Here is a 22,843-nt window from a genome sequence, read left to right as displayed (position 1 = left end):
GTCAGTACCGCAGCAGGTTGGCGTCGTCGACCGAGGTCGAGCGGCGGGCGCGGAAGATGCTCATGATGATGGCCAGGCCCACAACGACTTCGGCGGCCGCCACGACCATGGTGAAGAACGCGAACACCTGCCCGTCGAGGTTGCCGTGCTCGCGCGCGAAGGTGACGAAGGCCAGGTTCACCGCGTTGAGCATGAGCTCGATGCACATGAACACCACGATGGCGTTGCGCCGCACCAAGACCCCGGCCGCGCCGATGGTGAAGAGCAGGGCCGAGAGATACAGATAGTTGTCCGGGTTCACCGCAAGCCTTCCTCGGGGGAGTCGTTGCCGTTCTTGCCGTTCGCGCCATTCCCGTTGTCGCCGTTGCCGTTTCCGACGGTGAGGACCACGGCCTCGGTGTGGGCGCGGTTGCGGCGGTGCCGCAGAATGGTGCTGACCGACAGCTCCTCGAAGGAGCCGTCCGGCAGCCGGGCCGGTGCGTCGACGGCATTGTGGCGGGCATACACGCCGGGTGTCGGCAGCGGCGTGACCCGGCTGCCGTCTCGGAAGCGTTCCTTCGACAGCGTCCGCTGATCGGTTCGGGGACCGAACTTCTCGCGGTGCGCGAGCACCATCGCGCCGATGGTGGCGGTGATGAGCAGCGCACCGGTCAGCTCGAAGGCCCACACGTAGCGGATGAAGATGAGTTCGCCCAGCGCCCCGATGGTGTCGTTGCCGCCCAGCCCGGGCCCGGTCTCGGCGACGCTCTTGTTGCCGGTGACCCCGTGCGCGATGCCGCCGATGAGCAGCATGCCGAAGCCGATGCCCACCACGATGACCGCCAGCCGCTGCCCGCGCAGCGTCTCCCGCAGCGACTCCGCGGAATCCACGCCGACGAGCATGATGACGAACAGGAACAGCATCATGACCGCGCCGGTGTACACCACGATCTGCACGATGCCCAGAAACAGCGCGCTCTCGGCGATGTAGAACGCCGACAACGTAATCATGGTGGCGGCCAGGCACAGTGCCGAGTGCACGGCCTTGCGCGCGCAGACCATGCCGAGCGCGCCGAGCACCGCGACCACCGCCAGGATCCAGAACTGCACCGCTTCGCCCGCGGAGGTGTGGGTGACGATCTGCTGGGCCGGTTGGGCCACATTGTTGATCGTCGCTGTGTCGATCATTGCTTCGTCCCTTCGGCTCCGGCGAGTTCGCTTGGCGCACCGGGGACTTCACCGCGGTAGTAGGAGCCCTCGTCCGCGCCCGGGTACATGGCATGCGGCGGGGCGACCATGCCCGGCTGCAGCGGCGCGAGCAGGTCCTGCTTCTCGTAGATGAGATCGGCCCGGTTGTCGTCGGCGAGCTCGTACTCGTTGGTCATGGTCAGCGCACGCGTCGGGCACGCCTCGATGCACAGGCCGCAGCCGATGCAGCGCAGGTAGTTGATCTGGTAGACGCGGCCGTAGCGCTCACCGGGCGACATGCGCTCGTCCTCGGTGTTGTCCGCGCCCTCGACATAGATGGCGTCGGCCGGGCAGGCCCAGGCGCAGAGCTCGCAGCCGATGCACTTCTCGAGGCCGTCCGGGTGCCGATTGAGCTGGTGGCGGCCGTGATAGCGCGGCGCGGTCGGGGTTTTGACCTCGGGGTAGAGCTCGGTATTGGGCTTCTTGAACATGGTGGCCGCGGTGACCATGAACCCGCCGAGCGGTTCCAGCAGACCGGGTTTCGCCGTGGCCGCCGGGGTTTCGGCGGGCATGGGCGGCACCGGGAAGTCGGAGTACGCCCGGGTCGAATCCGGATCCGGGGAGGCCTTGGTGCGGTCGTCGCCCGCGTGCCCGGCCCGCAGCACCAACGCCAGCAGCACGAGCGCGACGACAATGCCGCCGATCACCATGCCCGCGGTCTGGATGTGAGTCCCGTTGTCCTGCAGCACCTTCAGCGTGGCCACGAACATGACCCAGGCCAGCGAGACCGGGATCAGCAGCTTCCAGCCCAGGTTCATGAACTGGTCGTAGCGCAGTCGCGGCAGGGTGCCGCGCAGCCAGATGAACACGAACAGGAACGTCCACACCTTGGCGGTGAACCACAGCATGGGCCACCAGCCGGAGTTCGCGCCCGACCACAGCGAGATCGGGAACGGCGCGTGCCAGCCGCCGAAGAACAGCGTGGTGGCCAGCGCGGAAACCGTTGCCATGTTGATGTACTCGGCCATCATGAACATGGCGAATTTCAGCGAGGAGTACTCGGTGTGGAAGCCGCCGACCAGCTCACCCTCGGCCTCGGGGAGGTCGAAGGGCGCGCGGTTGGTCTCGCCGACCATGGACACCGCGTAGATCAGGAACGAGGGCAGCAGCAGGAAGACGTACCAGGTTCCGTTCTGCGCCTTCACGATTCCGGAGGTGGACATGGTGCCCGAGAGCAGGAACACCGCCGCGAAGCACAGCGCCATGGCGATCTCGTAGGAGATGACCTGCGCGGTCGACCGCAGACCGCCGAGCAGCGGGTAGGTGGAGCCCGACGCCCAGCCCGCGAGCACGATGCCGTACACGCCGACCGAGGCCATGGCCAGGATGTAGAGCACACCCACCGGCATATCGGTCAGCTGCAGCGGCGTCCGGTGTCCGAACATGGACACCTGCGGCCCGAACGGGATCACCGCGAACGCCATCACGGCCGGGATCAGCGAAATCACCGGCGCGAGAATAAAGATCGGCTTGTCCACGATGGCCGGGACGATGTCCTCCTTGAGGAGCATCTTCACGCCGTCGGCGATGGACTGCAGGGTGCCGCGCGGCCCGACCCGGTTGGGTCCGACGCGCATCTGCATGAACGCCACGATCTTGCGTTCGGCGTACACCGCCAGCATCGGGGTCAGCAGCAGGAACACGAAGATGCCGACCGATTTGACGAGGACCAGCCACCACGGATCGTGGCCGAACATACTCAGGTCGTAACTCACAGGTGGTCCTCCCGTCGGATACGCACAAGGTGTCCGGGTGTGGTGCCGAGCTGCACCAGCACGTCGGAGCCGGGGGAATTCATGGGCAGCCACACCACCCGGTCGGGCATCTCGGTGACCACCAGCGGCAGCGTGATGAGACCGTGGTCATTGCTGACGGTCACGGGATCGCCGGTGGTGACGCCGATTTCGGCGGCGGTGTGCGGGGACAGCCGCACCACCGGTGGGCGGGCGGTACCGGCCAGATTGGGCTCGCCGTCCTGGAGCCGGCCGCGGTCGATGAGCATGCGCCAGGACGAGAGCACCGCGGTGCCCGGATTCGGCTGGACCACCGGGTGCGGGCGATGCACCGGGGTGGCGGCCGCCGGACCGTCCCACGCACCCAGATCGGCCAATTCGGCACGGGCACTGGCCGCGTCGGGCAAGCCCAGCCGAATGCCCATCTCCGCCGCGATGGCGTCGAGCACCCGGTATTCGGCCATCGGCGCGGCCTCGCGGCGCACGGTCGAATCGCGCAGGGCGGCATCGAACTGGCGGTGGCGGCCTTCCCAGGTGAGGAAGGTGCCGGCCTTCTCCATGGCCGAGGCCACCGGGAACACGACATCGGCGCGGTCGCTGATATCGCTGCGCCGCAACTCCATCGACACCACGAAGCTCGCCGCGTCGATGGCCCGCAGCGCGGCATGCGGATCGGGCATGTCGCCGACCTCGACGCCGCCGATGAGCAGTGCGCCCAGCGTGGGTGCGGCGGCGAGGATGGCGGAGGTGTCACGCCCCGGGTTCATCGGCAGCTCATCGCAGTTCCACGCCTGCTGAACCTGTTGGCGCGCAGTGGGATCGGCGACGGGACGCCCTCCTGGGAGGAGAACCGGGAGGGCGCCCGCCTCCAGCGCACCGCGCTCACCGGCGCGGCGCGGAATCCAGGCCAGGGCCGCCCCGGTTTCGTCGGCCAGGCGGGCGGCGGCGGACAGGCCACCGGGGATTCCGCCGAGGCGTTCGCCGACGAGGATGAGGGCCCCGGGCTCCCGCAGCAGCGAGCCGACCTCGCCGAGCCGGGTGTAACCGGCTGTGGTCTCATCGGTTTCGCCGGTGCGGATGGATTCGAGCACGTGCGGTTCGGCGCCGGGTGCGGTGAGCAGCAGGGTGCCGGACATGCGCTGCAGGCCGCGGGTCACGTACGGGGCGAGCGAGTAGATCGGGGTGCCGTTCTTGCGGGCCGCTTTGCGCAGCCGCAGGTACACGATCGGCGATTCCTCTTCGGCCTCGAAGCCGACCAGCAGCACGAACGGGGCGCGTTCGAGTGCCGCGTAGTCGACCGTTATGCCCCGTCCCGCAATGCGGGCCGCCAGGAAATCGGCCTCCTCGCCCGAGTGTTCGCGGGCCCGGAAGTCGATGTCATTGGTGCTCAATGCGACTCGCGCGAACTTCGAGTAGGCGTAGGCGTCCTCGAGGGTGACCCGGCCGCCCAGCAGCACACCGGCATTGCCGCGCGCCGCGGCCAGTCCGCGTGCCGCCGCGCCGATGGCCTCCGACCACGACGCGGGCTGCAGGCTGCCGTCCCAGCTCCGCACCAGCGGTGTGGTCAGCCGGTCCTGTTCGGTGGCGTACTGGAACGCGAAACGGCCCTTGTCGCAGTTCCATTCCTCATTGACCTGCGGGTCGTCACCGGCCAGGCGACGCATGACCTTGCCGCGCCGGTGATCGGTGCGCTGGGCGCATCCGGACGCGCAGTGCTCACACACCGCCGGGCTCGACACCAGATCGAACGGCCGCGCCCGGAACCGGTAGGTGCTGCCGGTGAGCGCGCCCACCGGGCAGATCTGCACGGTATTGCCGGAGAAGTAGGAGTCCATCGGCTCCCCGGCCGCGATGCCGACCTGTTGCAGCGCACCGCGATCCATCAATTCGATGAACGGGTCACCGGCCACCTGCTGGGAGAATCGGGTGCAGCGCGCACACAGCACGCAGCGTTCGCGGTCCAGCAGGATGGCCGAGGACAGCGGAATCGGCTTGGGGTACGTGCGCTTCTCCCCGTCGAAGCGGGATTCGGCGCGCCCATTGGACATGGCCTGGTTCTGCAGCGGGCACTCGCCGCCCTTGTCGCACACCGGGCAGTCGAGGGGGTGGTTGATGAGCAGCAGCTCCATCACGCCCTCCTGCGCCTTGGCGGCGACGGGGGAGGACAGCTGGGTGCGGATCACCATGCCCTCGGCCACCGTCTGCGTACAGGACGCGACGGGCTTGCGCTGCCCTTCCACCTCGACCAGGCACTGACGGCACGCCCCCACCGGGTCGAGCAGCGGGTGATCGCAGAACCGCGGAATCTGGGTGCCGATGAGTTCGGCGGCACGGATCACCAGCGTGCCCGCGGGCACGGAAACCGTTGTGCCGTCGATGGTTACGGTCACCATGTCGGCGGGCGTCACCCCGCCGCCGGTCGTGGAGCTCACTGTCGAGGTCATCGCGCTCCTTCAGCCCAGACGGTGGACCGGGCCGGGTCGAACGGGCAGGCGCCGAGGCGGATGTGCTCGGCGTACTCGTCGCGGAAGTACTTGAGGGAGGAGAAGATCGGGCTGGCCGCGCCGTCACCCAGGGCGCAGAAGGACTTGCCGTTGATGTTGTCGGCGATATCGGCCAGCTTGTCCAGATCGGTCTCATGGCCCTGGCCGTTCTCCAGGCGCTCGAGCAGCTGGACCAGCCAGTAGGTGCCCTCGCGGCAGGGGGTGCATTTGCCGCAGGATTCGTGGGCGTAGAACTCGGTCCAGCGCAGGACCGCGCGCACGACACAGGTGGTGTCGTCGAAGATCTGCAGTGCCTTGGTGCCGAGCATGGAGCCCGCCGCGGCGACGCCCTCGTAGTCCAGGGCGATGTCGAGGTGCTCGTCGGTGAAGATCGGGGTGGACGAGCCGCCCGGGGTCCAGAACTTCAGGGTGTGACCCTTGCGGACGCCTCCCGCGTATTTCAGCAACTCTCGCAAGGTGATTCCGAGGGGCGCTTCGTACTGCCCCGGTCGCGTCACGTGACCCGAGAGCGAGTACAGCGTGAAGCCCGGCGACTTCTCGGTGCCGAAGGACCGGAACCAGTCCACGCCATTGGCGATGATCGACGGCACGGACGCAATGGATTCCACATTGTTGACCACGGTCGGGCAGGCGTACAGACCCGCCACGGCCGGGAACGGGGGACGCAGGCGCGGTTGGCCGCGGCGGCCCTCGAGGGAATCCAGCAGCGCGGTCTCCTCACCGCAGATGTACGCGCCCGCACCGGCGTGCACGACGACCTCCAGGTCGAAGCCGGAGCCCTGGATGTTCTTGCCCAGATAGCCTGCGGCGTAAGCCTGTTGGACCGCGGCCTGCAGACGCCGCAGCACCGGTACGACTTCGCCTCGCACGTAGATGAAGGCGTGCGAGGCGCGAATGGCGTAGGCGGCGATGATGACGCCCTCGATGAGGGTGTGCGGTGTCGCCAGCATGAGCGGAATGTCTTTACACGTACCGGGTTCCGACTCGTCGGCATTGACCACCAGGTAGTGCGGCTTGACCGGCGCACCGGCCGGTCCGGGCCCCTGCGGGATGAAGCCCCACTTCATGCCCGTCGGGAAACCGGCACCGCCGCGGCCGCGCAGACCGGAGTCCTTTACCGTGGCGATGACCTCGTCGGGCTGCATGCGCAGCGCCTTGGGCAGGGCCCGGTAGCCGCCCTGCCGTCGGTAGGCGGCCAGCGTCCAGCCGTCGGGATCCGCCCAGTGCTTGGAGAGGACGGGTGTCAGAGCGGTCGTCACTGCGCGCCTCCCTCGGTCTTCTCTTGTTCGGCGGCCGCGTACAGACCGGCGAGGGTGGCCGACCCGGGCGTGCCGTCGGTGGCTCCGGGCCGCTGGTCCTCGTAACCGGCCAGAATGCGGGCGGTTTCGCGGAAGGTGCACAGCGGGATGCCGCTGCGCGATCCGGTCATCTGCTCGCCGCGGCGCAGCGCGTCCACCAGCTGCTTGGACGATTCGGGGGTCTGGTTGTCGAAGAACTCCCAGTTGACCATCACCACGGGTGCGTAGTCGCAGGCCGCGTTGCACTCGATGTGCTCGAGGGTGATCGCGCCGTCGGCGGTGGTCTCGCCGTGCTTGATGCCCAAGTGCTGCTTCAGTTCCGCGAGAATCTGATCCCCGCCCATCACCGCACACAGTGTGTTCGTGCAGACGCCGACGTGATAGTCGCCGGTCGGGGTGCGCCGGTACATGGAGTAGAAGGTCGCCACCGCGGTGACCTCGGCATCGGTCAATCCCAGCTGCTCGGCACAGAATTCGATGCCCGTCCCCGAGACGTACCCCTCCACCGATTGCACCAGGTGCAAAAGGGGAAGCAGTGCAGAACGCGAGTTCGGGTACCGCTCGATGATCTCCTGGGCCTCGAGCTGCAGCCGATCGCGCACCTTCTCCGGGTACGGGATCGGCCGCGTGGTCAGGTTGAGCAGGATCTCTGTCATCGGTCCACACCACCCATCACCGGGTCGATGGAGGCGACCGAGGCGATGACATCGGCCACCAGGCCGCCCTCGCACATGGCCGCCACCGCTTGCAGATTCGTGAACGAGGGGTCGCGATAGTGGACCCGGTACGGGCGGGTGCCACCGTCGCTGACCATGTGCACGCCCAGCTCACCGCGCGGGGATTCCACCGCCACGTACACCTGGCCCGCCGGGACGCGCAGGCCCTCGGTCACCAGTTTGAAGTGGTGGATGAGCGCCTCCATGGAGGTGCCCATGATGTTGCCGATGTGCTTGGGCGAATTGCCCAGCCCATCCGGCCCGAGCTGCAAGTCGGCAGGCCATGCAATCTTCTTGTCCTCCACCATGACCGGGCCCGGCCGCAGCTTGTCGAGGCACTGCTCGACGATCTTGACCGACTCCTTCATCTCGTTGACGCGAATGAGGTAGCGGCCGTAGCAGTCACAGCCCGTGTCGACCTGCACGTCGAACTCGTAGTTCTCATAACCGCAGTACGGCTGGGACTTTCGCAGATCGTGCGGCAGGCCGGTGGAGCGCAGCACCGGGCCGGTGACACCCAAGGCCATGCAGCCGGTCAGGTCCAGGTAGCCGACATTGCGGGTGCGGGCCTTCCAGATGGGGTTCTCATTGAGCAGCAACTCCATGTCCCGCAGCCGCTTCGGCAACAGATCCAGGAGTTCGCGGACCCTCTGCACACCGTCATCGGGCAGGTCCTGGGCCACGCCGCCGGGGCGGATGTAGGCGTGGTTCATGCGCAGACCGGTAATGGCCTCGAACACGTCCAGGATCAGTTCGCGTTCGCGGAAACCGAACAGCATCGGGGTGAGCGCACCCAGCTCCATGCCGCCGGTCGCCAGCGCGACCAGGTGCGAGGAGATGCGGTTGAGTTCCATGAGCATGACGCGAATGACATTGGCGCGCTCGGGAATCGCGTCGGTGATGTCGAGCAGCTTCTCGACCGCCAGGCAGTACGCCGTCTCGTTGAAGAACGGCGACAGGTAGTCCATGCGGGTGACGAAGGTGGTGCCCTGCATCCAGTTGCGGTACTCGAGGTTCTTCTCGATGCCGGTGTGCAGGTAGCCGATGCCGCAGCGGGCCTCGGTGACGGTCTCGCCTTCGATTTCGAGAATGAGCCGCAGCACCCCGTGGGTGGAGGGGTGCTGCGGGCCCATGTTCACGACAATGCGTTCCTCGGCGACGCCATCGAGGGCAGCGGAGATCTCGTCCCAGTCATTGCCGACCACGGTGACCGATCGCTGCGGCCGTTCCTCGGTGGCGGGCTGGGACTTGGTGTCGATGTCGTTCATTACGAGTAAGACCTCCGCTCGTCGGGCGGCGGGATGCGCGCGCCCTTGTATTCGACCGGGATTCCGCCGAGCGGATAGTCCTTGCGCTGCGGGTGGCCACGCCAGTCGTCGGGCATGGCGATCCGGGTCAGCGAGGGGTGTCCGTCGAAGAGGATCCCGAAGAAGTCGTAGGTCTCCCGCTCGTGCCAGTCATTGGTGGGGTAGACCGAGTACAGCGACGGAATGTGCGGATCGGCGTCGGGCACCGAGACTTCCAGTCGCACCCGCCGGTTGTGGGTGATGGAGTTCAGGTGGTAGACCGCGTGCAGTTCGCGCCCGGTGTCCTCCGGATAGTGCGCGCCGCTCACGCCCAGGCACAGCTCGAAGCGCAGGCCGTCGCGCAGCGCCTTCGCCACCCGCACCAGATGCTCGCGGCGGATGTGCAGGGTGAGTTCGCCGCGGAAGACGACGATCTTCTCGATCGACTCCTCGAACGTCTTGGCCAGGGCCAGACGCAGATTCGCGATGATCTCGTCGAAGACCGGGCCATACGGCGGCGGGGTGCTGCCGGGCATATTGATCGTGCGGACCAGACGGCCGTAGCCGGAGGTGTCGCCGGTGCCGGAGACCCCGAACATGCCCTTGCGCACGCCGATCACTTCCTCGGCGGGCGCGCTCTGTTCGGATTCTGTTGTCTCCGTGTTGTTCTCATCAGGTTCCACGGCCGCCTCCGGGGGGCTCTCCGTGCCGGAAGGTGCATCGAACGTCATCGCAGCAGCCCCTTCAGCTGAATGGTCGGGGTGCTGGCGAGCGCGGCCCGCTCGGCCTCGCGCACGGCTTCCTCGCGATTCACGCCCAGCGGCATCTCCTGAATCTTCTCGTGCAGCTTCAGGATCGCGTTCAACAGCATCTCCGGCCGCGGCGGGCAGCCGGGCAGGTAGATGTCGACCGGCACGATGTGGTCGACGCCCTGCACGATGGCGTAGTTGTTGAACATGCCGCCCGAGGATGCGCAGACGCCCATGGCCAGCACCCATTTCGGTTCGGTCATCTGGTCGTAGACCTGGCGCAGCACCGGGGCCATCTTCTGGCTCACCCGGCCCGCCACGATCATGAGATCGGCCTGGCGCGGGGAGGCGCGGAACGCCTCCATGCCGAAGCGGGCGATATCGAATCGCCCGCCGCCGGTGGCCATCATCTCGATCGCGCAGCACGCCAAGCCGAACGTGGCCGGCCAGAGCGAACTCTTGCGCAGATAGCCGGCCAAATCTTCCACCGTGCTCAGCAGGAACCCGCTGGGCAGTTTCTCCTCGAGACCCATGTCGGACTACATCTCCCGTGGCTCATCCCCGCACGTGCGGGGATTGATGATTCGAATACCCCTGTGCGCCAGTCGATCCGGCTGCGCGTCAGTCCCAGCTGAGTCCGCCGCGCCGCCACTCGTAGGCGTAGGCGACCGAGACGTTGAAGATGAACAACGCCATGGCCGCCAGTCCGAACACTCCGAGCGAATCGAAGTGGACGGCCCACGGGTAGAGGAACACGATCTCGATGTCGAAGATGATGAACAGCATGGCGGTGAGGTAGTACTTCACCGGAAAGCGTTGGCCCGCAGCGTTTCCCGGCCCGCCCGCGACGGCGTGCGGGGTCGGTTCGATACCGCATTCGTAGGCTTCGAGCTTGGCCCGGTTGTAGCGTTTGGGGCCGATGAGGGCCGCCAGGAAGATCGAGAACACCCCGAACGCGGCCGCGACCGCGCCAAGTACAAGGGTCGGCACTTCTATATTCACAACAGAACTACCCCTCCTGCGAGCTGGACAACGCACTTCGGATGGCAGCAGCGAGTGAGGCGGCGGCGTCATTGATCAGTGATACCGATGCCCGCGCTCGTGTGAGCTACGGCACAGATTACAACCCGGACCAGAAGATACATGACGATTCGCGATCGCGTTTGATCGAATTCGGAACGGTCTTTTATGACCGATTGGACGCAATCGCGAATGTCACGTGACGTGGATATGCCCTGATCACGGGGCAGTGGAAGATCGGCCGAAGATCAGGCCGCGAAGCTATCGCCGAGCACACCGAGCACGGCGTCGGTCAGGCGAATCGGGTCGATGGGATGCGACACCGCCGCCTCGGCGCGCGACCAGTTGGCCAGCCAGGCATCGTCCGGGCGGCCAGTCAGCACGACTATCGGTGGGCAGTCGGCGATTTCGTCCTTGAGCTGCTTGGCCAGGCCCATGCCGCCGGTCGGGGCGGACTCGCCATCGAGGATGAGCAGATCCAGATCGCCCTTGTCCATGAGCTCGATGACAACCGGCCCGGTCGCCACCTCGACGTACTCGATGGGTGGCAATTCCGGGTGCGGCCGTCTGCCCAGGGCCAGCATCACCTGGCTCCGGGTATCGGCGTCATTGCTGTAGACGAGGACCCGCACCGCGGCGGGACGTTTCGCATCGGCCACGTCCCGCATGCTACGTGCCTGGTGGCGGACCGCGGAGCAGCTTCGCCAGAACTCGCGGTCGCGTCGCGGATTCGCCTGTCGCGCAATACGTCGATGCCGGGCTGTCGAGGAGACGCGACCGGTACCATCCGGCAAATGAGGGGAGAGATCCCGCAACGCTGCATCGAAACCGACGGCCGGATCGATGAATCAGTATGAGCGGCGGGAGATGGTGACGTGGGACGGGTAGAGGTGGTGGCCGGGCCGCATCTGGTGGCGAGCGTCGACGGGGTGGTCGTCGTTGTCGCGCATCGGGATTCGACCGAAGTGACCGCTACGTCCGAGTCGGTGGCGGTGCTCGACAAACTGCTGGAGTTGGTGGCCGACGCCTCCTCGCGGGAGACCAGGCGCACGGGGCGCACGTTCGCGCGGCTGGTGAGTACGTGGCTCATGGCTCGCGAGGATGAGGAGCGGGTGGAGTTCGGGGTGCTCACGCCGGGCGTGCGGGGGCTGGCGGTGTTCTTGCACGGGCGGGTCACCGCGGTGCTGGAGGGGGAGGATCACCGGGAGGTATTGCACGGGCGCGATGCGGCTTTCACCATCGACCGGGTCGTGAGTCCCGGCCCGGCGCGGGCGGCGGCGGTGTTCGTGGACGAGGACCAGCCACGTGCGGACTTGCCCGAGCCGGGAATCTGGACGTTGCGCGATGGGCGGGTGCCGGGGTCGGGTGCGGTGGTGTGGTTGGGGGAAGAGGACGAATCGCGGTCGCGGCGTGGCAGTTCGGCGGTGCGCAGGGCGCGGGCGCGGGTGGACTCCGCGCGGCGGGTGCGGCCCGTCGAGGGGCAGAACGGGCACGCAGAGGCGGATTCCGGCATAGCGCGCAAACCCGCAGCAGATGCGACTCCAGCGTCCGGTGCGGTCGGCGTGAGCACGTCGACCCCGCAGCCGGGCCCACGCGCGGTGACCGGGGTGGTGGTGAGCGGGTTCACCTGCGTGCGTGGACATCTCAATGACCCTCGCGCGGCTTTCTGCACGGCGTGCGGCATTTCGATGGACCAGGCGACCCGGGTGCTCACCGAAGGCATTCGACCGCCGCTGGGCGTGCTGAAGCTCGACGACGGCACCTCCTACGTGCTCGATTCGGATCTGGTGATCGGTCGCGAACCGGAGCGCTCCGACCAGGTGCGCCGCGGCGCGCAAGCCATCCGCATCCCCGATGCGTCGGGCGGGATGTCGCGGGTACACGCCGAGATTCGACTGGTGGACTGGGAGGTCGTGGTGATGGATCGCGGCTCGGCCAATGGCACCCACATTCGGTTCCCCGGTCGGCCGGACTGGATGCGGGCGGTGCCGGGGCAGCTGACCGCGCTCGCACCGGGGAGCCAGTTACTGCTGGGCGGGCGGGTCTTCACGTTCGACTCTCCGTACGGGCGCTAGCGTCGAGGTGGTTTGTCGAACGAAGGAGAGTGTGTGCCTGCCGAATCGGTGGATGTCGTGGTCATCGGAATGGGACCGGGCGGTGAGGATGCCGGTGCGCGGTTGGCGCGGGGCGGGCTTTCTGTGGTCGGTGTGGAGGGGCGACTCGTCGGTGGGGAGTGCCCTTACTACGCCTGTGTCCCCACCAAGATGATGGTGCGGGCGGCGGGAGCTCTCGCCGAGGCGCGGCGGGTGGATCGGCTCGCGGGATCGGCCACGGTGCGGGCGGATTGGGGGCCGGTGGCGGCGCGCATCCGCGACGAGGCCACCGACAATTGGGACGACGCGGCCGCCGTCGAGCGGTTCGAGAAGGCGGGCGGGACCTTCGTGCGCGGGTGGGGGAAGGTCACCGCCCCCGGCGAGGTGACCGTGCAGACCGCGAACGGTGATCGGGTGTTCCGCGCTCGGCGGGGGATTCTGCTGAATCCGGGTACGGCCCCGGCGGTTCCACCGCTGGACGGTCTCGCGGGCACGCCCTACTGGACCAATCGGGACACGGTGCCGACGACCGAGGTTCCGGAGTCGCTCATTGTGCTGGGCGGAGGGCCCGTCGGTGTCGAGTTCGCGCAGATCTTCGCGCGGTTCGGTACGCGGGTGACCGTGGTGGCGCGGCGACTGCTGCCGAAGGACGAGCCGGAGGCGGGGGAGTTGCTGGCGCGGGTGTTCGCGGACGAGGGTATCGAGGTGCGCGGGGTGCGGGGGACCGCGGTGCGGCACGACGGGCGGGAGTTCACCCTCGAACTCGACAATGGGGAATCGGTGCGTGCCGAGCGGCTGCTGGTGGCCGCGGGGCGGCGAACGGATCTGGCCGCGTTGGGAATCGGGGCGGTCGGGTTGGACGAGGACGCGAAGTCAATCCCGGTGGACAACCGGTTGCGTGCCGCCGACGGGGTGTGGGCGATCGGCGATGTCACCGGGGCGGGTGCCTTCACTCATGTGTCCATGTATCAGGCGCGGATCGCGGCCAATGACATTCTCGGGGAAGGTTCGGAGGTCGCGCGGTATCGTGCGGTGCCGCGCGTGACCTTCACCGATCCGGAAGTCGGGGCGGTCGGTATGACCGAGGAGGAGGCCCGGGCGGCCGGACTGCAGGTGCGCACCGGATGCACGGAAGTGCCTGCCTCCACGCGTGGTTGGATCCACAAGGTCGGCAATGACGGGTTCATCAAGCTGGTGGAGGACGCCGATCGCGGTGTGCTCGTGGGCGCGACCTCGGTGGGCCCGCAGGGCGGAGAAGTGCTGAGCGCGTTGGCGGTCGCCGTCCACGCCGAGGTGCCCACCGCGACCCTGCGCGAGATGATCCTGGCCTATCCGACCTTCCACCGGGCCATCGAATCCGCCCTCGATGCTCTTGCTTCAGGTTAGGCATCGGTTCGTAATCTTTGCTGTTCACGCTCGGGCTTCGGCGTCATCCTGGTATCCATCGATAGTCCCGAGCGTTGGGCGGTGGACACATGCGAATCTCGGAAATTCTTCGCCGTAAGGGCAGCGGCGTCGTCACGATCGCACCGGATGCAACAGTGCGCGAACTGCTCAGAGTACTGGCGGCGCACAATGTGGGCGCGGTGGTGGTCTCGCCGGACGGGGCCGCCATCTCCGGCATCGTCTCCGAACGAGACGTGGTGCGCCGCCTGCACAGTCACGGCGCGGACCTGCTGGACGCCCCGGTCTCCTCGATCATGACCGCCGCCGTGCACACCTGCGCGCCCGACGATCGCGTCGCGACCTTGAACGCCACCATGACCCAGCATCGCATCCGACATCTACCGGTGGTCCAGGACGGCCGCATGATCGGGATCGTCAGCATCGGCGACGTGGTCAAGAGCCAGATCTCCGAACTGGAAACCGAGCGGGAGGCTTTGGTTCGCTATCTCCACGGTTAACATCCCACTGTGGAGTCCGAAACCTCAACGCCCGATGACACTCTCGCCGATTTCACCAAGCGAGCGATCACCCTCGAGGGCGAAGAAAAGAATGTCTACGTCGCGGGCACCGGCCCCGCGGTCATCATCATGCCCGAAATGCCCGGCATCAGCCCCGACGTCCTGCGCTTCGCCCGCTGGGTCCGAGACTCCGGCTTCACCGTCTACGTCCCGTCCCTGTTCGGCGTCGACGGCGCGTATCCCACCCTCGAACTGGGCACCACCGTCCCCCGAAAGGCCTGCGTCAGCAAGGAATTCCGCGCCTTCGCGGGCGGCGGCACCAGCCCTATCGCCACCTGGCTGCGCGCCCTGGCTCGCTTGGCCCACGGCGAATCCGGCGGCCCCGGCGTCGGAGCCGTCGGCATGTGCTTCACCGGCAACTTCGCGCTCACCATGACCCTCGAACCCGCCGTCATCGCCCCGGTCATCAACCACCCCTCCCTGCCACTCGACGACCCGGCAGGACTCGAGTTGTCCCCGGAGGACGCGACGGCGATAGCCGAGCGCTTCGAACGCGACGACCTCCGTGCGCTCGCCTTCCGCTTCGACAACGACAAGTGGTGCACCGGCCAACGTTTCGCCGCCTACACTCAACTCCTCGGCGACCGCTTCGACGGTCGGGTCCTCTCCGGCGACTGCGCGAACCCCACCCCGCCTCCCTTCTTCGCCGAAATCGTCGAAACCCCACACAGCGTTGTCACCGCTCACCTGGTCGACGAGGAAGGCCACCCGACCATCAAGGCCCGAGACGAAATCCTCGCCTACCTACACCACCGCCTCGATACGGCTGCATAGTGGCTCGGTTGCCACGCCCCGGTTATCCGTAGGCGCGGATGATTTGGCCGGTGTCGTCGCCCTCGATGCAGTGCAGATAGTGATCGACGAGTTCGTTCATCGGCACCGGCCGCATCCCGGGAAAGTATTCGGCGAACGCATCGACAGAGTCGCCAACCATGGTCGGACTCACCACATTGACCCGCATCTTGCGCGGCAGCTCGATCGCGGCCGAGAGAACGAAGCTGTGCAATGCACCGCTGATAACCCCGCCCCCGGTGACATGCGGCCACGGCTCGTCGGCGAAGATCCCCGATGTCAGCGTGAAGGACGCACCATCGGCACAGTGGTGCTGCCCGGTGAGAACCAAATCGACCTGCCCAAAGAATTTGGCACGCATATTCTCGTACAACGCATCCGAGGTCAGCGTCTCGAACTCATCCATCGCCCCGTGCGCCGCAATACACACCACCCCCTCCACGGCCCCCACCTCGCGATACATGGCCTCGACACTCTCATGCGAACTCAACTCCACCCGAACTTCCCCCGAATTCCGCCCAGCCACAACAACATCATGCCCACGCGCCCCCAACAGTGGCACCAACCGCCGCCCAATAGTCCCCGCCCCACCCACAACAACAATCCGCACAGCTGCTCCTTCCCTCCGCCCCTGGAGTAACCCCAAACCCGCCCACCCAACAAGATCACGGCGCTCCCACCCGGCATCGCCAGACCGGCGTGTCCGGCGCCGGGTCCCGTGGATCAATGGGCCAATCCCTGCACAATCACAGCCAAACTGACAGAAACCTGCCCTCCAGCACCACTTTGTGCACGAATAGGCCCATTCCGCCGAGCACGGGGGTGGCGACTATCGATCAGGGCTGGGGTAGAGGTCGCGGAAGGCGTCGGATGCCTGCGGCGCAGCTTTTCGATCGGTGCACCCCTTGAGGGGATACACGAACGCCCCGGCGCGGGGAGGGGGCGATCTAGGCTGGGATTATGAGCGGCGATTTGGGGCAGCGGCTGCAATCGGTGCGGAAACGGCGGGGGCTTACGCAGCGGGAACTTGCTGCGGGGTCTGGCGTTTCGGTGTCGTTCATACGGAAGATCGAGCAGGGGGAGCGGGACGACGCTCGGATCGAGACATTGCGGCGGCTTGCGGTGGGGTTGGGGTGTCCGCTGACGGCGCTCATCGGGTCCGAACCCGAAGCACCGGAGAGCCGGAATGGGGAGATCTGGGCCGAGACTCGGCGGGCGATCGAGACGCCGCGTGCGCCACTGTTGGATGAACCGCCCGCGGACGATGCTGTGGCGCAATCGCTCACGGCGGCGGTGCGGCTGTACCACGACAACAACTATGAGGAGCTCGCCCTCGTTCTGCCCGAACTTGTCGCGGACAGCAACAGCGTTTCGCCGAGGCTGCGGGCGCGCATTCTGCAACTGACCGGTTCGGTAATGGTGCAGACTCGGCAATTACGCACCGCACGCACGGTTCTCGAACGCGCACTGACCTCGGCCGAATCGACCGACAATGCTCTGGATGCCGCCTCGGTGGTCGTCACCCTGTGCTGGCTCCTTCTGGTGGAAAGACGTTTTCAGCAGGTCGACGAGCTCGCGATCCATTGGGCCGACCGAATCGAGCCGCGGATTTCCACCGCCTCCGAACGCGAACTCTCCACGTGGGGATGGCTGTTGATGCGCGGCTCGGCCGCCGCCATCCGCGACAACCGCCCCGACGACGCCACCGGCATGATGCGCTTAGCGCAAGCCGCCGCGGTCGCCATCACCCGGGAACCTACCGAGTACCAGGACTATTGGACCCTCTTCGGCCCGGCCACCGTCGCCATGAAACGTGTCGAGAACGCCGTCATCGACGATCGCCCCGACCTCGCCATCCGCCTGGCCCGCCAAGTACCGACCGGCCTGCGCCCCACCTCCGACAACCGCAACCGCCACCTCCTGGATGTGGCGCAAGCTCACCTGGACCTGCACCGCCCCGACCCGGCACTCGACATCCTCCTCCAACTCTCCCGAGAAGCACGCCCCTGGCTGATCGAGCAACGCCTCGCCAAAGATCTCCTCGCCCGCCTGATCGGCAAGCGCCGCACCCTCACCCCCGACATGCGCTCCCTCGCCGACCTCATCCACCTCGAATACTGACCCGATCTGTGGCACTTCCCGACAGACCCCCGCAAAAGTGCCATTGCCGCCGAATTCCTGTGGGCCGAAGCTGAACCCACCATTTCCATTCCGGCGAGCACCACCCACCACTGAGAGGGCAGACCCATGAACCCGGGGGCAATCGGTTATATCCGACAGGATGTGTCGGGAGCGCGGCGGCAGTGGGATGAGGTGCGGATACGGACGTTGGCGGGGCGGCTGGGGTATGACCTGCGGAAGGTGGCGGTGTTCGGACCGCATACCGATCGGCCGGTGCATCGGTTGCGGGTGTTGGTGGCCAATCTGGGCGTGGACGCGGTGATCGTGCCGAGTCTCGACCACTTCGAGAATGCTGCGGTGCCAAGGGATCTCGTGGAGCGGGCCGACGTCATCACCGTCGATCCAGAACAAACCTTCGCCCGCTGGCTCATCCCGCCCGATTCCCCAGCCGACATGGGCTCGCGGTGATCCGGGCGTTCGGCGAACGCCCGGATCAGGCGTCGAGCGACCGCGCTAACCGTCCTCGATATCGGAGATGAGCTTGGTGGACAGATCACTTTGCACCGCCAGGCGGGTGTGTCCGGCATCGGGTCCGGTGCCCCAGGTCAGGGTGACGGTGCTGAACAGGTGGCCTGCGCCCGAGTCGTGGTAGCGGGTTTCCCAATGCGTCGGGACGTCCTGCGCCCGCAGCACACCGTCGGCGTGATTGGCCTCTTCCCAGGCGGCCAAGCGTTGGCGCAGATCCTCGGTCAGATAGTGCGCGCGCAACTCATCACCGAGATCGTCGGTGCCATCACCAACCGCGTCGATGTAGGCCGCATAGAAATCGGCCACCCGATCCACCGCGGAGTCGGGACTGCCCTCACGGACAGCACTGCCCTGCGTCGACGGGATTTCTGACATCACAAGCCCCCTTCGATCACAAAGAAACCCACGGACGCCCGTGCCAATGCTCACCACGAGCATGCCAATGGTGCCGCGAACCCGCGGCACTCCCATGGTCGCACGCCTCCCGGGCGGCGGAGGTCAAGTCGACGTCGGTCGAATGACACTGAGCGCGACAAGAATTCGCTCACGCCGCGTGTCACCGCCGGACACCCCGGCCGATAGGGGTGTTGCCGCTACTGTTCGAGCGCCCCGATGAGGGTTTCGAGGGCGGAGCGGAGAGACTGGCGCTGGTCCGGGGCGAGGTGGTCGAGGGCTGCGGCGAAGCGTTGGATGCGGGCTGAGGTTAGGCCGGTGACCAGGTTGTGGGCGGCTTCGGTGGCGGAGAGGAGTTGGGCGCGGCCGTCTTCCGGGTCGGCTTCTCGGGTCAGGTAGCCGGATTTTTCCAGGCCCGTGACGATGCGGGACATGGTTGGGGCGCTTACTCGTTCGATGTTGGCCAGGTCGCCGAGGCGGAGGGGGCCGGAGCGGGCGACGGTGGCCAGGGCGGAGGCGGCGCCGGGGCTGAGGGACCCGAGGTCGCCCGAGTGACGCAGCAGTCGGATGACGCGGCCGATGGTGTGGTACAGCTCAGCTGCTTCGGTGAGCTGGTCGGGGTCGGCGACGCTGGTCGGCTCGGGCAGGGTCCTCTCCTCCGTCTCAGATTCCCTCGCGGGCGGCTTCGCGGAGTTCGGCGGCCTCGTCCGCAACTTTCGGGCTACCGGCGAACCAGGAGGCCACCGCGCCGATCAGCATCATAATCGCGGCGCCGAGGAACACCACGACCAGACCCGAGTGGAACGGTCCGGAGATCAAGTGCGGGAAGAACTCCTGACCGGTGAGCACGTCCTTGTGCACGCCCGGGTGGTCGAGAATGCCGGTCGGGCCGAGCAGCGCCTGAATCGGATTCACACCGAGGAAGGCCGCGAACAGACTGCCGACCGGAGGCAGACCGGAGATCTCCGCCGCCACATTCGCGGGCACACCCTGCTCCTGCAGACCCGAATTCATCGCCCCCGGCAACGTATTGGACAAGCCGATGATCATGAGCGAGAAGAACACCCCGATCGACAGCGCCATACCGCCATTGAGCAGCGTCCCGCGCATACCGGAGGCGACACCGCGCTGCGAGGCGGGCACCGCCGACATGACCTCGGCGGTATTGGGGGAGGCGAACATTCCCGACCCCAGACCGTTGAGCGCGATGATCACCGCGAACGCCCAGTAGGAGAAGTCGACCGGCAGCACCACCAACAGCACGAACGTCACCGCGGTGATCGCCATGCCCAGCGTTGCGAACAGACGCGGCCCGTACTGGTCCGACAGTCGGCCCGAAACCGGCCCCGCCACAAGGAATCCCACCGTCAGCGGCAGCAGATAGATACCCGCCCACAGCGGCGTCGACTCGTAGTCGAACCCGTGCAGCGGCAGCCAGATCCCCTGCAGCCAGATGATCAGCATGAACTGCAGACCACCCCGACCCAGCGAGGACATCAACCCGGCCAGATTGCCCAGCCCGAACGCGCGAATCTTGAGCAGCGACAGGTGGAACATCGGCTGCTCCACCTTGGTCTCGATCCAGCAGAACAGCGCCAGCACCGCGAGACCGCCGAACACCGCCAGCAACACCCACGGATTCGACCAGCCGGTATTCGAATCCCCGTACGGCTGAATGCCATAGGTGATGCCGGTCAGCAGCGCGGTCAACCCGACCGCGAACGTGACGGTCCCCGGAATATCGAGCGATCCGGCATTGCGCTGCCCATTGTCGTGCAGCGACCGGTACGACCACACCGTCCCGAGAATGCCGAACGGCACGCTCACCCAGAACACGGCCTTCCAATCCCACTGCGCGAGCAGACCGCCCAGCAGCAGGCCCAGGAACGAACCGGCCACGGCCGCAACCTGATTGATGCCGAGCGCGAACCCGCGCTGCGCGGCCGGGAAGGCGTCGGTGAGGATCGCGGCCGCGTTCGCCATGAGCATCGCACCGCCGATGCCCTGGAACACGCGCCACCCGATCAACCACACCGCGCCCCCGCCGTGCGTGAACGGATCGAACGACAACGCCACCGCCGCGATCGTGAAGATCACGAACCCGTAGTTGTAGATCTTGACGCGCCCGACCATGTCGCCGAGCCGCCCGAACATGACCACCAGCACCGCCGACGCGAGCAGGAAGCCCATCATCATCCACAGCAGATAGCTGACATTGCCCGCCGCCAACGGGTTCAAATCGATCCCGCGGAAGATGTCGGGCAGCGAGATGATCACGATCGAGGAGTTGATGGTGACCATGAGCATGCCCAGCGTCGTATTCGACAGGGCGACCCACTTGTAATGCGGGTGATCGTGCTCGATCCGGAGTCGCCTCCGAATGGTCTGGACATCACCGGCATCCACATCGGTGGTTGGGGCCGCAGCCATCAGAGCCTCCCGCAAGTCAACGTACGAACAGCGTCCCAATATAGTTGCATGAGGCTAACTAACGAAATGGTGTGATGGCTCACTCACCGGCCACACCGGCTTACTCATGGGAATCAACCCAGGTCAGCGAGCTTTTTCGCGAGCAGGACGCGCTCGGGTTCGCTTCCGCAGAGTGAGATCGCGCGTTCGAGTTCGGCGCGCGCCTCGTCGCGGCGGCCCAGGCGGAGGAGCAGCTCGCCGCGCACGGTCGGAAGCAGGTGCGAGTTGGCCAGGGCGGTGGACGTTTTCAGGTCGTCGACGATGGGCAGAGCCGCGGCCGGGCCCTGGGCCATGGAGACCGCGACCGCGCGATTGAGGTCGACGACGGGGGAGGGCGCGAGCCGGCCCAACGCCTCGTAGAGCACCACGATGCGGTCCCAATCGGTGGTGTCGACCGAGGCGGCGACGGCATGACACTCGGCGATCGCGGCCTGCAGCCCGTACACGCCGAGCCCGCGCCCGACCCGGGATGCCTGTTCCAAGGCGGCCCGGCCGCGGCGAATCGCCGCCCGATCCCAGTGGCGGCGATTCTGATGCGCCAGCAGAATCGGGTTGCCGTCGGCGTCGGTGCGGGCCGGGAAGCGCGCGGCGGTCAGTTCCAGCAATGCCAGCAGCCCGTGCACCTCGGGTTCGCCGGGAACCAGCCGGGTCAGCACCCGGGCCAGCCGCCGCGCCTCACCGGCGAGGTCGAATCGGATCAGATCGTCGCCGGAGGTGGCGGACGAGCCTTCGGTGAAGATCACGTACACCACGCTGAGCACCGAACCCAGGCGTTCGCGCCGTTCCTCCGCCGAGGGCACGGCGAACGGAACACGCGCTGCCGCAAGGGTTTTCTTCGCCCGGGTGATCCGAGCCTGCACGGTCGCGGTCGGTGTGAGGAACGCCTTGGCGATCTCGTCGCTGGACAGACCGCCCACCACGCGCAGCGTGAGCGCGATCCGTGCCTCCCGCGACAGCACGGGATGGCAGGCGATGAAGATGAGCGCGAGCACGTCATCGTCGATCTGATCGGGATCCCAGGGTGTTTCGGCCGCTTCCGCGGGCGGGCCACCGGCGGCGACCCCGCCCTCGCCCAGCTCCCGGGCGAGGGCGGCGTACCGATCGTCGAGCGCGGCCCGGCGACGAAAGCCATCGATGGCCCGCCGCCGCCCGACCGTGAGCAGCCATCCGGCGGGATTGCGCGGCACGCCTTCCCGTGGCCAGGTCACCAGCGCCTCGGCCAAGGCTTCCTGAGCGAGATCTTCGGCGAGTGTGAAGTCGCCGGTGTAGCGCGCGAGCGCACCGACGATCCGCGCGGACTCGATGCGCCACACGGCGGCGACGGCCTCACGACCGGTGGGATCAGCCATGGGAACGATTCACAGCTGTCCGGTGGCCTCGCGCCAGGCCCGTTCCCGCTGAATCCACTCGTTGTCCTGCGGGTATTCGTCGATGGTCGTGACCCGCCGGATCTCGGTCTTGAATCCCGCCCCGAACGACGGTGCCCGCCGGGCCCATTCGATGGCCTCCTCCTTGGAGGCCACATTCAGAATGTAGAACCCGCCGAAGAGCTCCTTGGTCTCCCCGTACGGCCCGTCGGTGACCACCGGCGGCTCCGAGGAGTAGTCCACGACCACACCCTCCTCCGGCGGGGCCAGCCCTTCGGCCGCGACGAGCACGCCGGCCCGGATCATCTCGTCGTTGTACCGCCCCATGATTTCGAGCATCTTCTCGAAGTCGTATCCCGCCATCGCGGCACTGCCCTCGTCGGTGGCCCGCCAGATCAGCATGTACTTCACGTTCATCCTCCTGATTCCGGGTCGTCTTCCGACCCTCTCATCACAAGGTCGAACGGAGGTCACGACGGATCGACACGGGCGCGAAAATTTCGGCTAGGGCATCAGCAGAGTTTTGATCGCGCGGCGTTCGTCCATGGCCGCGCCCCGACGGTAAACCTTGCCCTCGGGGACA

At 67.0% G+C, this 22,843-nt stretch carries 23 protein-coding genes; 6 read left to right on the top strand and 17 right to left on the bottom strand.

All coding sequences use genetic code 11. From position 1 onward, the window contains the following. Position 1: 1 nt before the first annotated feature. The 11 genes from nuoK to VMT65_RS25970 all read right to left on the bottom strand — a co-directional run bounded on the left by nuoK (position 2) and on the right by VMT65_RS25970 (position 11,201). Complete coding sequence (gene nuoK / locus VMT65_RS26025) at positions 2-301, bottom strand: NADH-quinone oxidoreductase subunit NuoK (RefSeq protein WP_036549137.1); 300 nt, start codon at positions 299-301, stop codon at positions 2-4. After that, positions 298-1,167, bottom strand: a complete 870-nt coding sequence (locus VMT65_RS26020; RefSeq protein ID WP_326311016.1) for an NADH-quinone oxidoreductase subunit J — start codon at positions 1,165-1,167, stop codon at positions 298-300. The genes nuoK and VMT65_RS26020 overlap by 4 nt, the downstream gene beginning before the upstream one ends. Beyond that, positions 1,164-2,924, bottom strand: coding sequence for an NADH-quinone oxidoreductase subunit NuoH (gene nuoH, locus VMT65_RS26010; protein ID WP_442790309.1), 1,761 nt, complete (start codon positions 2,922-2,924; stop codon positions 1,164-1,166). Before nuoH ends, VMT65_RS26020 begins: the two co-directional genes overlap by 4 nt. 14 nt (positions 2,925-2,938) lie before the next feature. Then, positions 2,939-5,404 (bottom strand): NADH-quinone oxidoreductase subunit G, encoded by a 2,466-nt coding sequence (locus tag VMT65_RS26005; protein ID WP_326311015.1) that lies wholly within the window; start codon positions 5,402-5,404, stop codon positions 2,939-2,941. Then, positions 5,401-6,723 carry an NADH-quinone oxidoreductase subunit NuoF gene (nuoF, locus tag VMT65_RS26000; protein WP_326311014.1) on the bottom strand — a complete coding sequence of 441 codons (1,323 nt, stop codon included), beginning with the start codon at positions 6,721-6,723 and terminating at the stop codon, positions 5,401-5,403. The genes VMT65_RS26005 and nuoF overlap by 4 nt, the downstream gene beginning before the upstream one ends. After that, positions 6,720-7,418 carry an NADH-quinone oxidoreductase subunit NuoE gene (gene nuoE / locus VMT65_RS25995; RefSeq protein WP_326311013.1) on the bottom strand — a complete coding sequence of 233 codons (699 nt, stop codon included), beginning with the start codon at positions 7,416-7,418 and terminating at the stop codon, positions 6,720-6,722. Before nuoE ends, nuoF begins: the two co-directional genes overlap by 4 nt. After that, complete coding sequence (gene nuoD / locus VMT65_RS25990; RefSeq protein WP_326311012.1) at positions 7,415-8,746, bottom strand: NADH dehydrogenase (quinone) subunit D; 1,332 nt, start codon at positions 8,744-8,746, stop codon at positions 7,415-7,417. The genes nuoE and nuoD overlap by 4 nt, the downstream gene beginning before the upstream one ends. Continuing rightward, a complete protein-coding gene (locus VMT65_RS25985; protein WP_326311011.1) occupies positions 8,746-9,495 on the bottom strand; it encodes an NADH-quinone oxidoreductase subunit C in 750 nt (249 codons plus the stop codon). The genes nuoD and VMT65_RS25985 overlap by 1 nt, the downstream gene beginning before the upstream one ends. After that, entirely contained in the window at positions 9,492-10,046 is a 555-nt protein-coding gene (locus VMT65_RS25980) for a NuoB/complex I 20 kDa subunit family protein (protein ID WP_326311010.1), read from the bottom strand. The genes VMT65_RS25985 and VMT65_RS25980 overlap by 4 nt, the downstream gene beginning before the upstream one ends. Positions 10,047-10,134: 88 nt before the next feature. Further along, entirely contained in the window at positions 10,135-10,515 is a 381-nt protein-coding gene (locus VMT65_RS25975) for an NADH-quinone oxidoreductase subunit A (protein WP_326311009.1), read from the bottom strand. Positions 10,516-10,781: 266 nt separating this feature from the next. Beyond that, positions 10,782-11,201, bottom strand: a complete 420-nt coding sequence (locus tag VMT65_RS25970) for an Rv3143 family two-component system response regulator (protein ID WP_326311008.1) — start codon at positions 11,199-11,201, stop codon at positions 10,782-10,784. Between the two features lie 207 nt (positions 11,202-11,408). Here VMT65_RS25970 and VMT65_RS25965 point away from each other — a divergent pair, with 207 nt between their 5' ends. The 4 genes from VMT65_RS25965 (at position 11,409) to VMT65_RS25950 (ending at position 15,364) form a co-directional block, all read left to right on the top strand. Continuing rightward, a complete protein-coding gene (locus VMT65_RS25965) occupies positions 11,409-12,608 on the top strand; it encodes an FHA domain-containing protein (RefSeq protein ID WP_326311007.1) in 1,200 nt (399 codons plus the stop codon). Between the two features lie 33 nt (positions 12,609-12,641). Continuing rightward, positions 12,642-14,012: a dihydrolipoyl dehydrogenase family protein gene (locus VMT65_RS25960; RefSeq protein WP_326311006.1), complete on the top strand. Its 1,371-nt coding sequence runs from the start codon at positions 12,642-12,644 to the stop codon at positions 14,010-14,012. Between the two features lie 89 nt (positions 14,013-14,101). Beyond that, on the top strand, positions 14,102-14,530 hold the full coding sequence (locus VMT65_RS25955) for a CBS domain-containing protein (RefSeq protein WP_326311005.1): 429 nt from the start codon (positions 14,102-14,104) through the stop codon (positions 14,528-14,530). 9 nt (positions 14,531-14,539) lie between these two features. Beyond that, positions 14,540-15,364 (top strand): dienelactone hydrolase family protein, encoded by an 825-nt coding sequence (locus VMT65_RS25950; RefSeq protein WP_326311004.1) that lies wholly within the window; start codon positions 14,540-14,542, stop codon positions 15,362-15,364. 22 nt (positions 15,365-15,386) lie between these two features. Here VMT65_RS25950 and VMT65_RS25945 read toward each other — a convergent pair whose 3' ends face one another. Further along, on the bottom strand, positions 15,387-16,028 hold the full coding sequence (locus VMT65_RS25945; RefSeq protein WP_326311003.1) for a short chain dehydrogenase: 642 nt from the start codon (positions 16,026-16,028) through the stop codon (positions 15,387-15,389). Between the two features lie 314 nt (positions 16,029-16,342). Here VMT65_RS25945 and VMT65_RS25940 point away from each other — a divergent pair, with 314 nt between their 5' ends. Together VMT65_RS25940 and VMT65_RS25935 are read left to right on the top strand one after the other, a co-directional pair. Then, entirely contained in the window at positions 16,343-17,503 is a 1,161-nt protein-coding gene (locus VMT65_RS25940; RefSeq protein WP_326311002.1) for a helix-turn-helix domain-containing protein, read from the top strand. 126 nt (positions 17,504-17,629) lie between these two features. Continuing rightward, positions 17,630-17,971: a hypothetical protein gene (locus VMT65_RS25935; RefSeq protein WP_326311001.1), complete on the top strand. Its 342-nt coding sequence runs from the start codon at positions 17,630-17,632 to the stop codon at positions 17,969-17,971. 45 nt (positions 17,972-18,016) lie between these two features. Here the strand turns inward: VMT65_RS25935 and VMT65_RS25930 are convergent, their stop codons facing one another. The 5 genes from VMT65_RS25930 to VMT65_RS25910 form a co-directional block, all read right to left on the bottom strand. Then, positions 18,017-18,406 carry a hypothetical protein gene (locus tag VMT65_RS25930; protein ID WP_326311000.1) on the bottom strand — a complete coding sequence of 130 codons (390 nt, stop codon included), beginning with the start codon at positions 18,404-18,406 and terminating at the stop codon, positions 18,017-18,019. 218 nt (positions 18,407-18,624) lie between these two features. Next, positions 18,625-19,137, bottom strand: a complete 513-nt coding sequence (locus VMT65_RS25925; RefSeq protein WP_326310999.1) for a MarR family winged helix-turn-helix transcriptional regulator — start codon at positions 19,135-19,137, stop codon at positions 18,625-18,627. Further along, complete coding sequence (locus tag VMT65_RS25920; RefSeq protein WP_326310998.1) at positions 19,088-20,854, bottom strand: MFS transporter; 1,767 nt, start codon at positions 20,852-20,854, stop codon at positions 19,088-19,090. Before VMT65_RS25920 ends, VMT65_RS25925 begins: the two co-directional genes overlap by 50 nt. Positions 20,855-20,967: 113 nt before the next feature. After that, entirely contained in the window at positions 20,968-22,242 is a 1,275-nt protein-coding gene (locus VMT65_RS25915) for an RNA polymerase sigma factor (protein ID WP_326310997.1), read from the bottom strand. Between the two features lie 9 nt (positions 22,243-22,251). Next, positions 22,252-22,671, bottom strand: a complete 420-nt coding sequence (locus VMT65_RS25910; RefSeq protein ID WP_326310996.1) for a YciI family protein — start codon at positions 22,669-22,671, stop codon at positions 22,252-22,254. Positions 22,672-22,843 lie beyond the last annotated feature (172 nt).

This window comes from Nocardia sp. CDC153 (assembly GCF_035818515.1).
In the GTDB taxonomy this organism is placed as follows: domain Bacteria; phylum Actinomycetota; class Actinomycetes; order Mycobacteriales; family Mycobacteriaceae; genus Nocardia.
Note: the sequence above shows the minus strand (reverse complement) of the source record. Positions and strands in the feature narration are given on the sequence as shown.

What these genes read in the sequence shown, in the direction of transcription:
- VMT65_RS26020 (WP_326311016.1), bottom strand. Translation starts at nt 1,167, where the DNA reads ATGATCGACACAGCGACGATCAACAATGTGGCCCAACCGGCCCAGCAG.
- nuoH (WP_442790309.1), bottom strand. Translation starts at nt 2,924, where the DNA reads ATGTTCGGCCACGATCCGTGGTGGCTGGTCCTCGTCAAATCGGTCGGC.
- VMT65_RS26005 (WP_326311015.1), bottom strand. Translation starts at nt 5,404, where the DNA reads ATGACCTCGACAGTGAGCTCCACGACCGGCGGCGGGGTGACGCCCGCC.
- nuoE (WP_326311013.1), bottom strand. Translation starts at nt 7,418, where the DNA reads ATGACAGAGATCCTGCTCAACCTGACCACGCGGCCGATCCCGTACCCG.
- nuoD (WP_326311012.1), bottom strand. Translation starts at nt 8,746, where the DNA reads ATGAACGACATCGACACCAAGTCCCAGCCCGCCACCGAGGAACGGCCG.
- VMT65_RS25985 (WP_326311011.1), bottom strand. Translation starts at nt 9,495, where the DNA reads ATGACGTTCGATGCACCTTCCGGCACGGAGAGCCCCCCGGAGGCGGCC.
- VMT65_RS25980 (WP_326311010.1), bottom strand. Translation starts at nt 10,046, where the DNA reads ATGGGTCTCGAGGAGAAACTGCCCAGCGGGTTCCTGCTGAGCACGGTG.
- VMT65_RS25970 (WP_326311008.1), bottom strand. Translation starts at nt 11,201, where the DNA reads ATGCGGGACGTGGCCGATGCGAAACGTCCCGCCGCGGTGCGGGTCCTC.
- VMT65_RS25955 (WP_326311005.1), top strand. Translation starts at nt 14,102, where the DNA reads ATGCGAATCTCGGAAATTCTTCGCCGTAAGGGCAGCGGCGTCGTCACG.
- VMT65_RS25940 (WP_326311002.1), top strand. Translation starts at nt 16,343, where the DNA reads ATGAGCGGCGATTTGGGGCAGCGGCTGCAATCGGTGCGGAAACGGCGG.
- VMT65_RS25935 (WP_326311001.1), top strand. Translation starts at nt 17,630, where the DNA reads ATGAACCCGGGGGCAATCGGTTATATCCGACAGGATGTGTCGGGAGCG.
- VMT65_RS25930 (WP_326311000.1), bottom strand. Translation starts at nt 18,406, where the DNA reads ATGTCAGAAATCCCGTCGACGCAGGGCAGTGCTGTCCGTGAGGGCAGT.
- VMT65_RS25920 (WP_326310998.1), bottom strand. Translation starts at nt 20,854, where the DNA reads ATGGCTGCGGCCCCAACCACCGATGTGGATGCCGGTGATGTCCAGACC.
- VMT65_RS25915 (WP_326310997.1), bottom strand. Translation starts at nt 22,242, where the DNA reads ATGGCTGATCCCACCGGTCGTGAGGCCGTCGCCGCCGTGTGGCGCATC.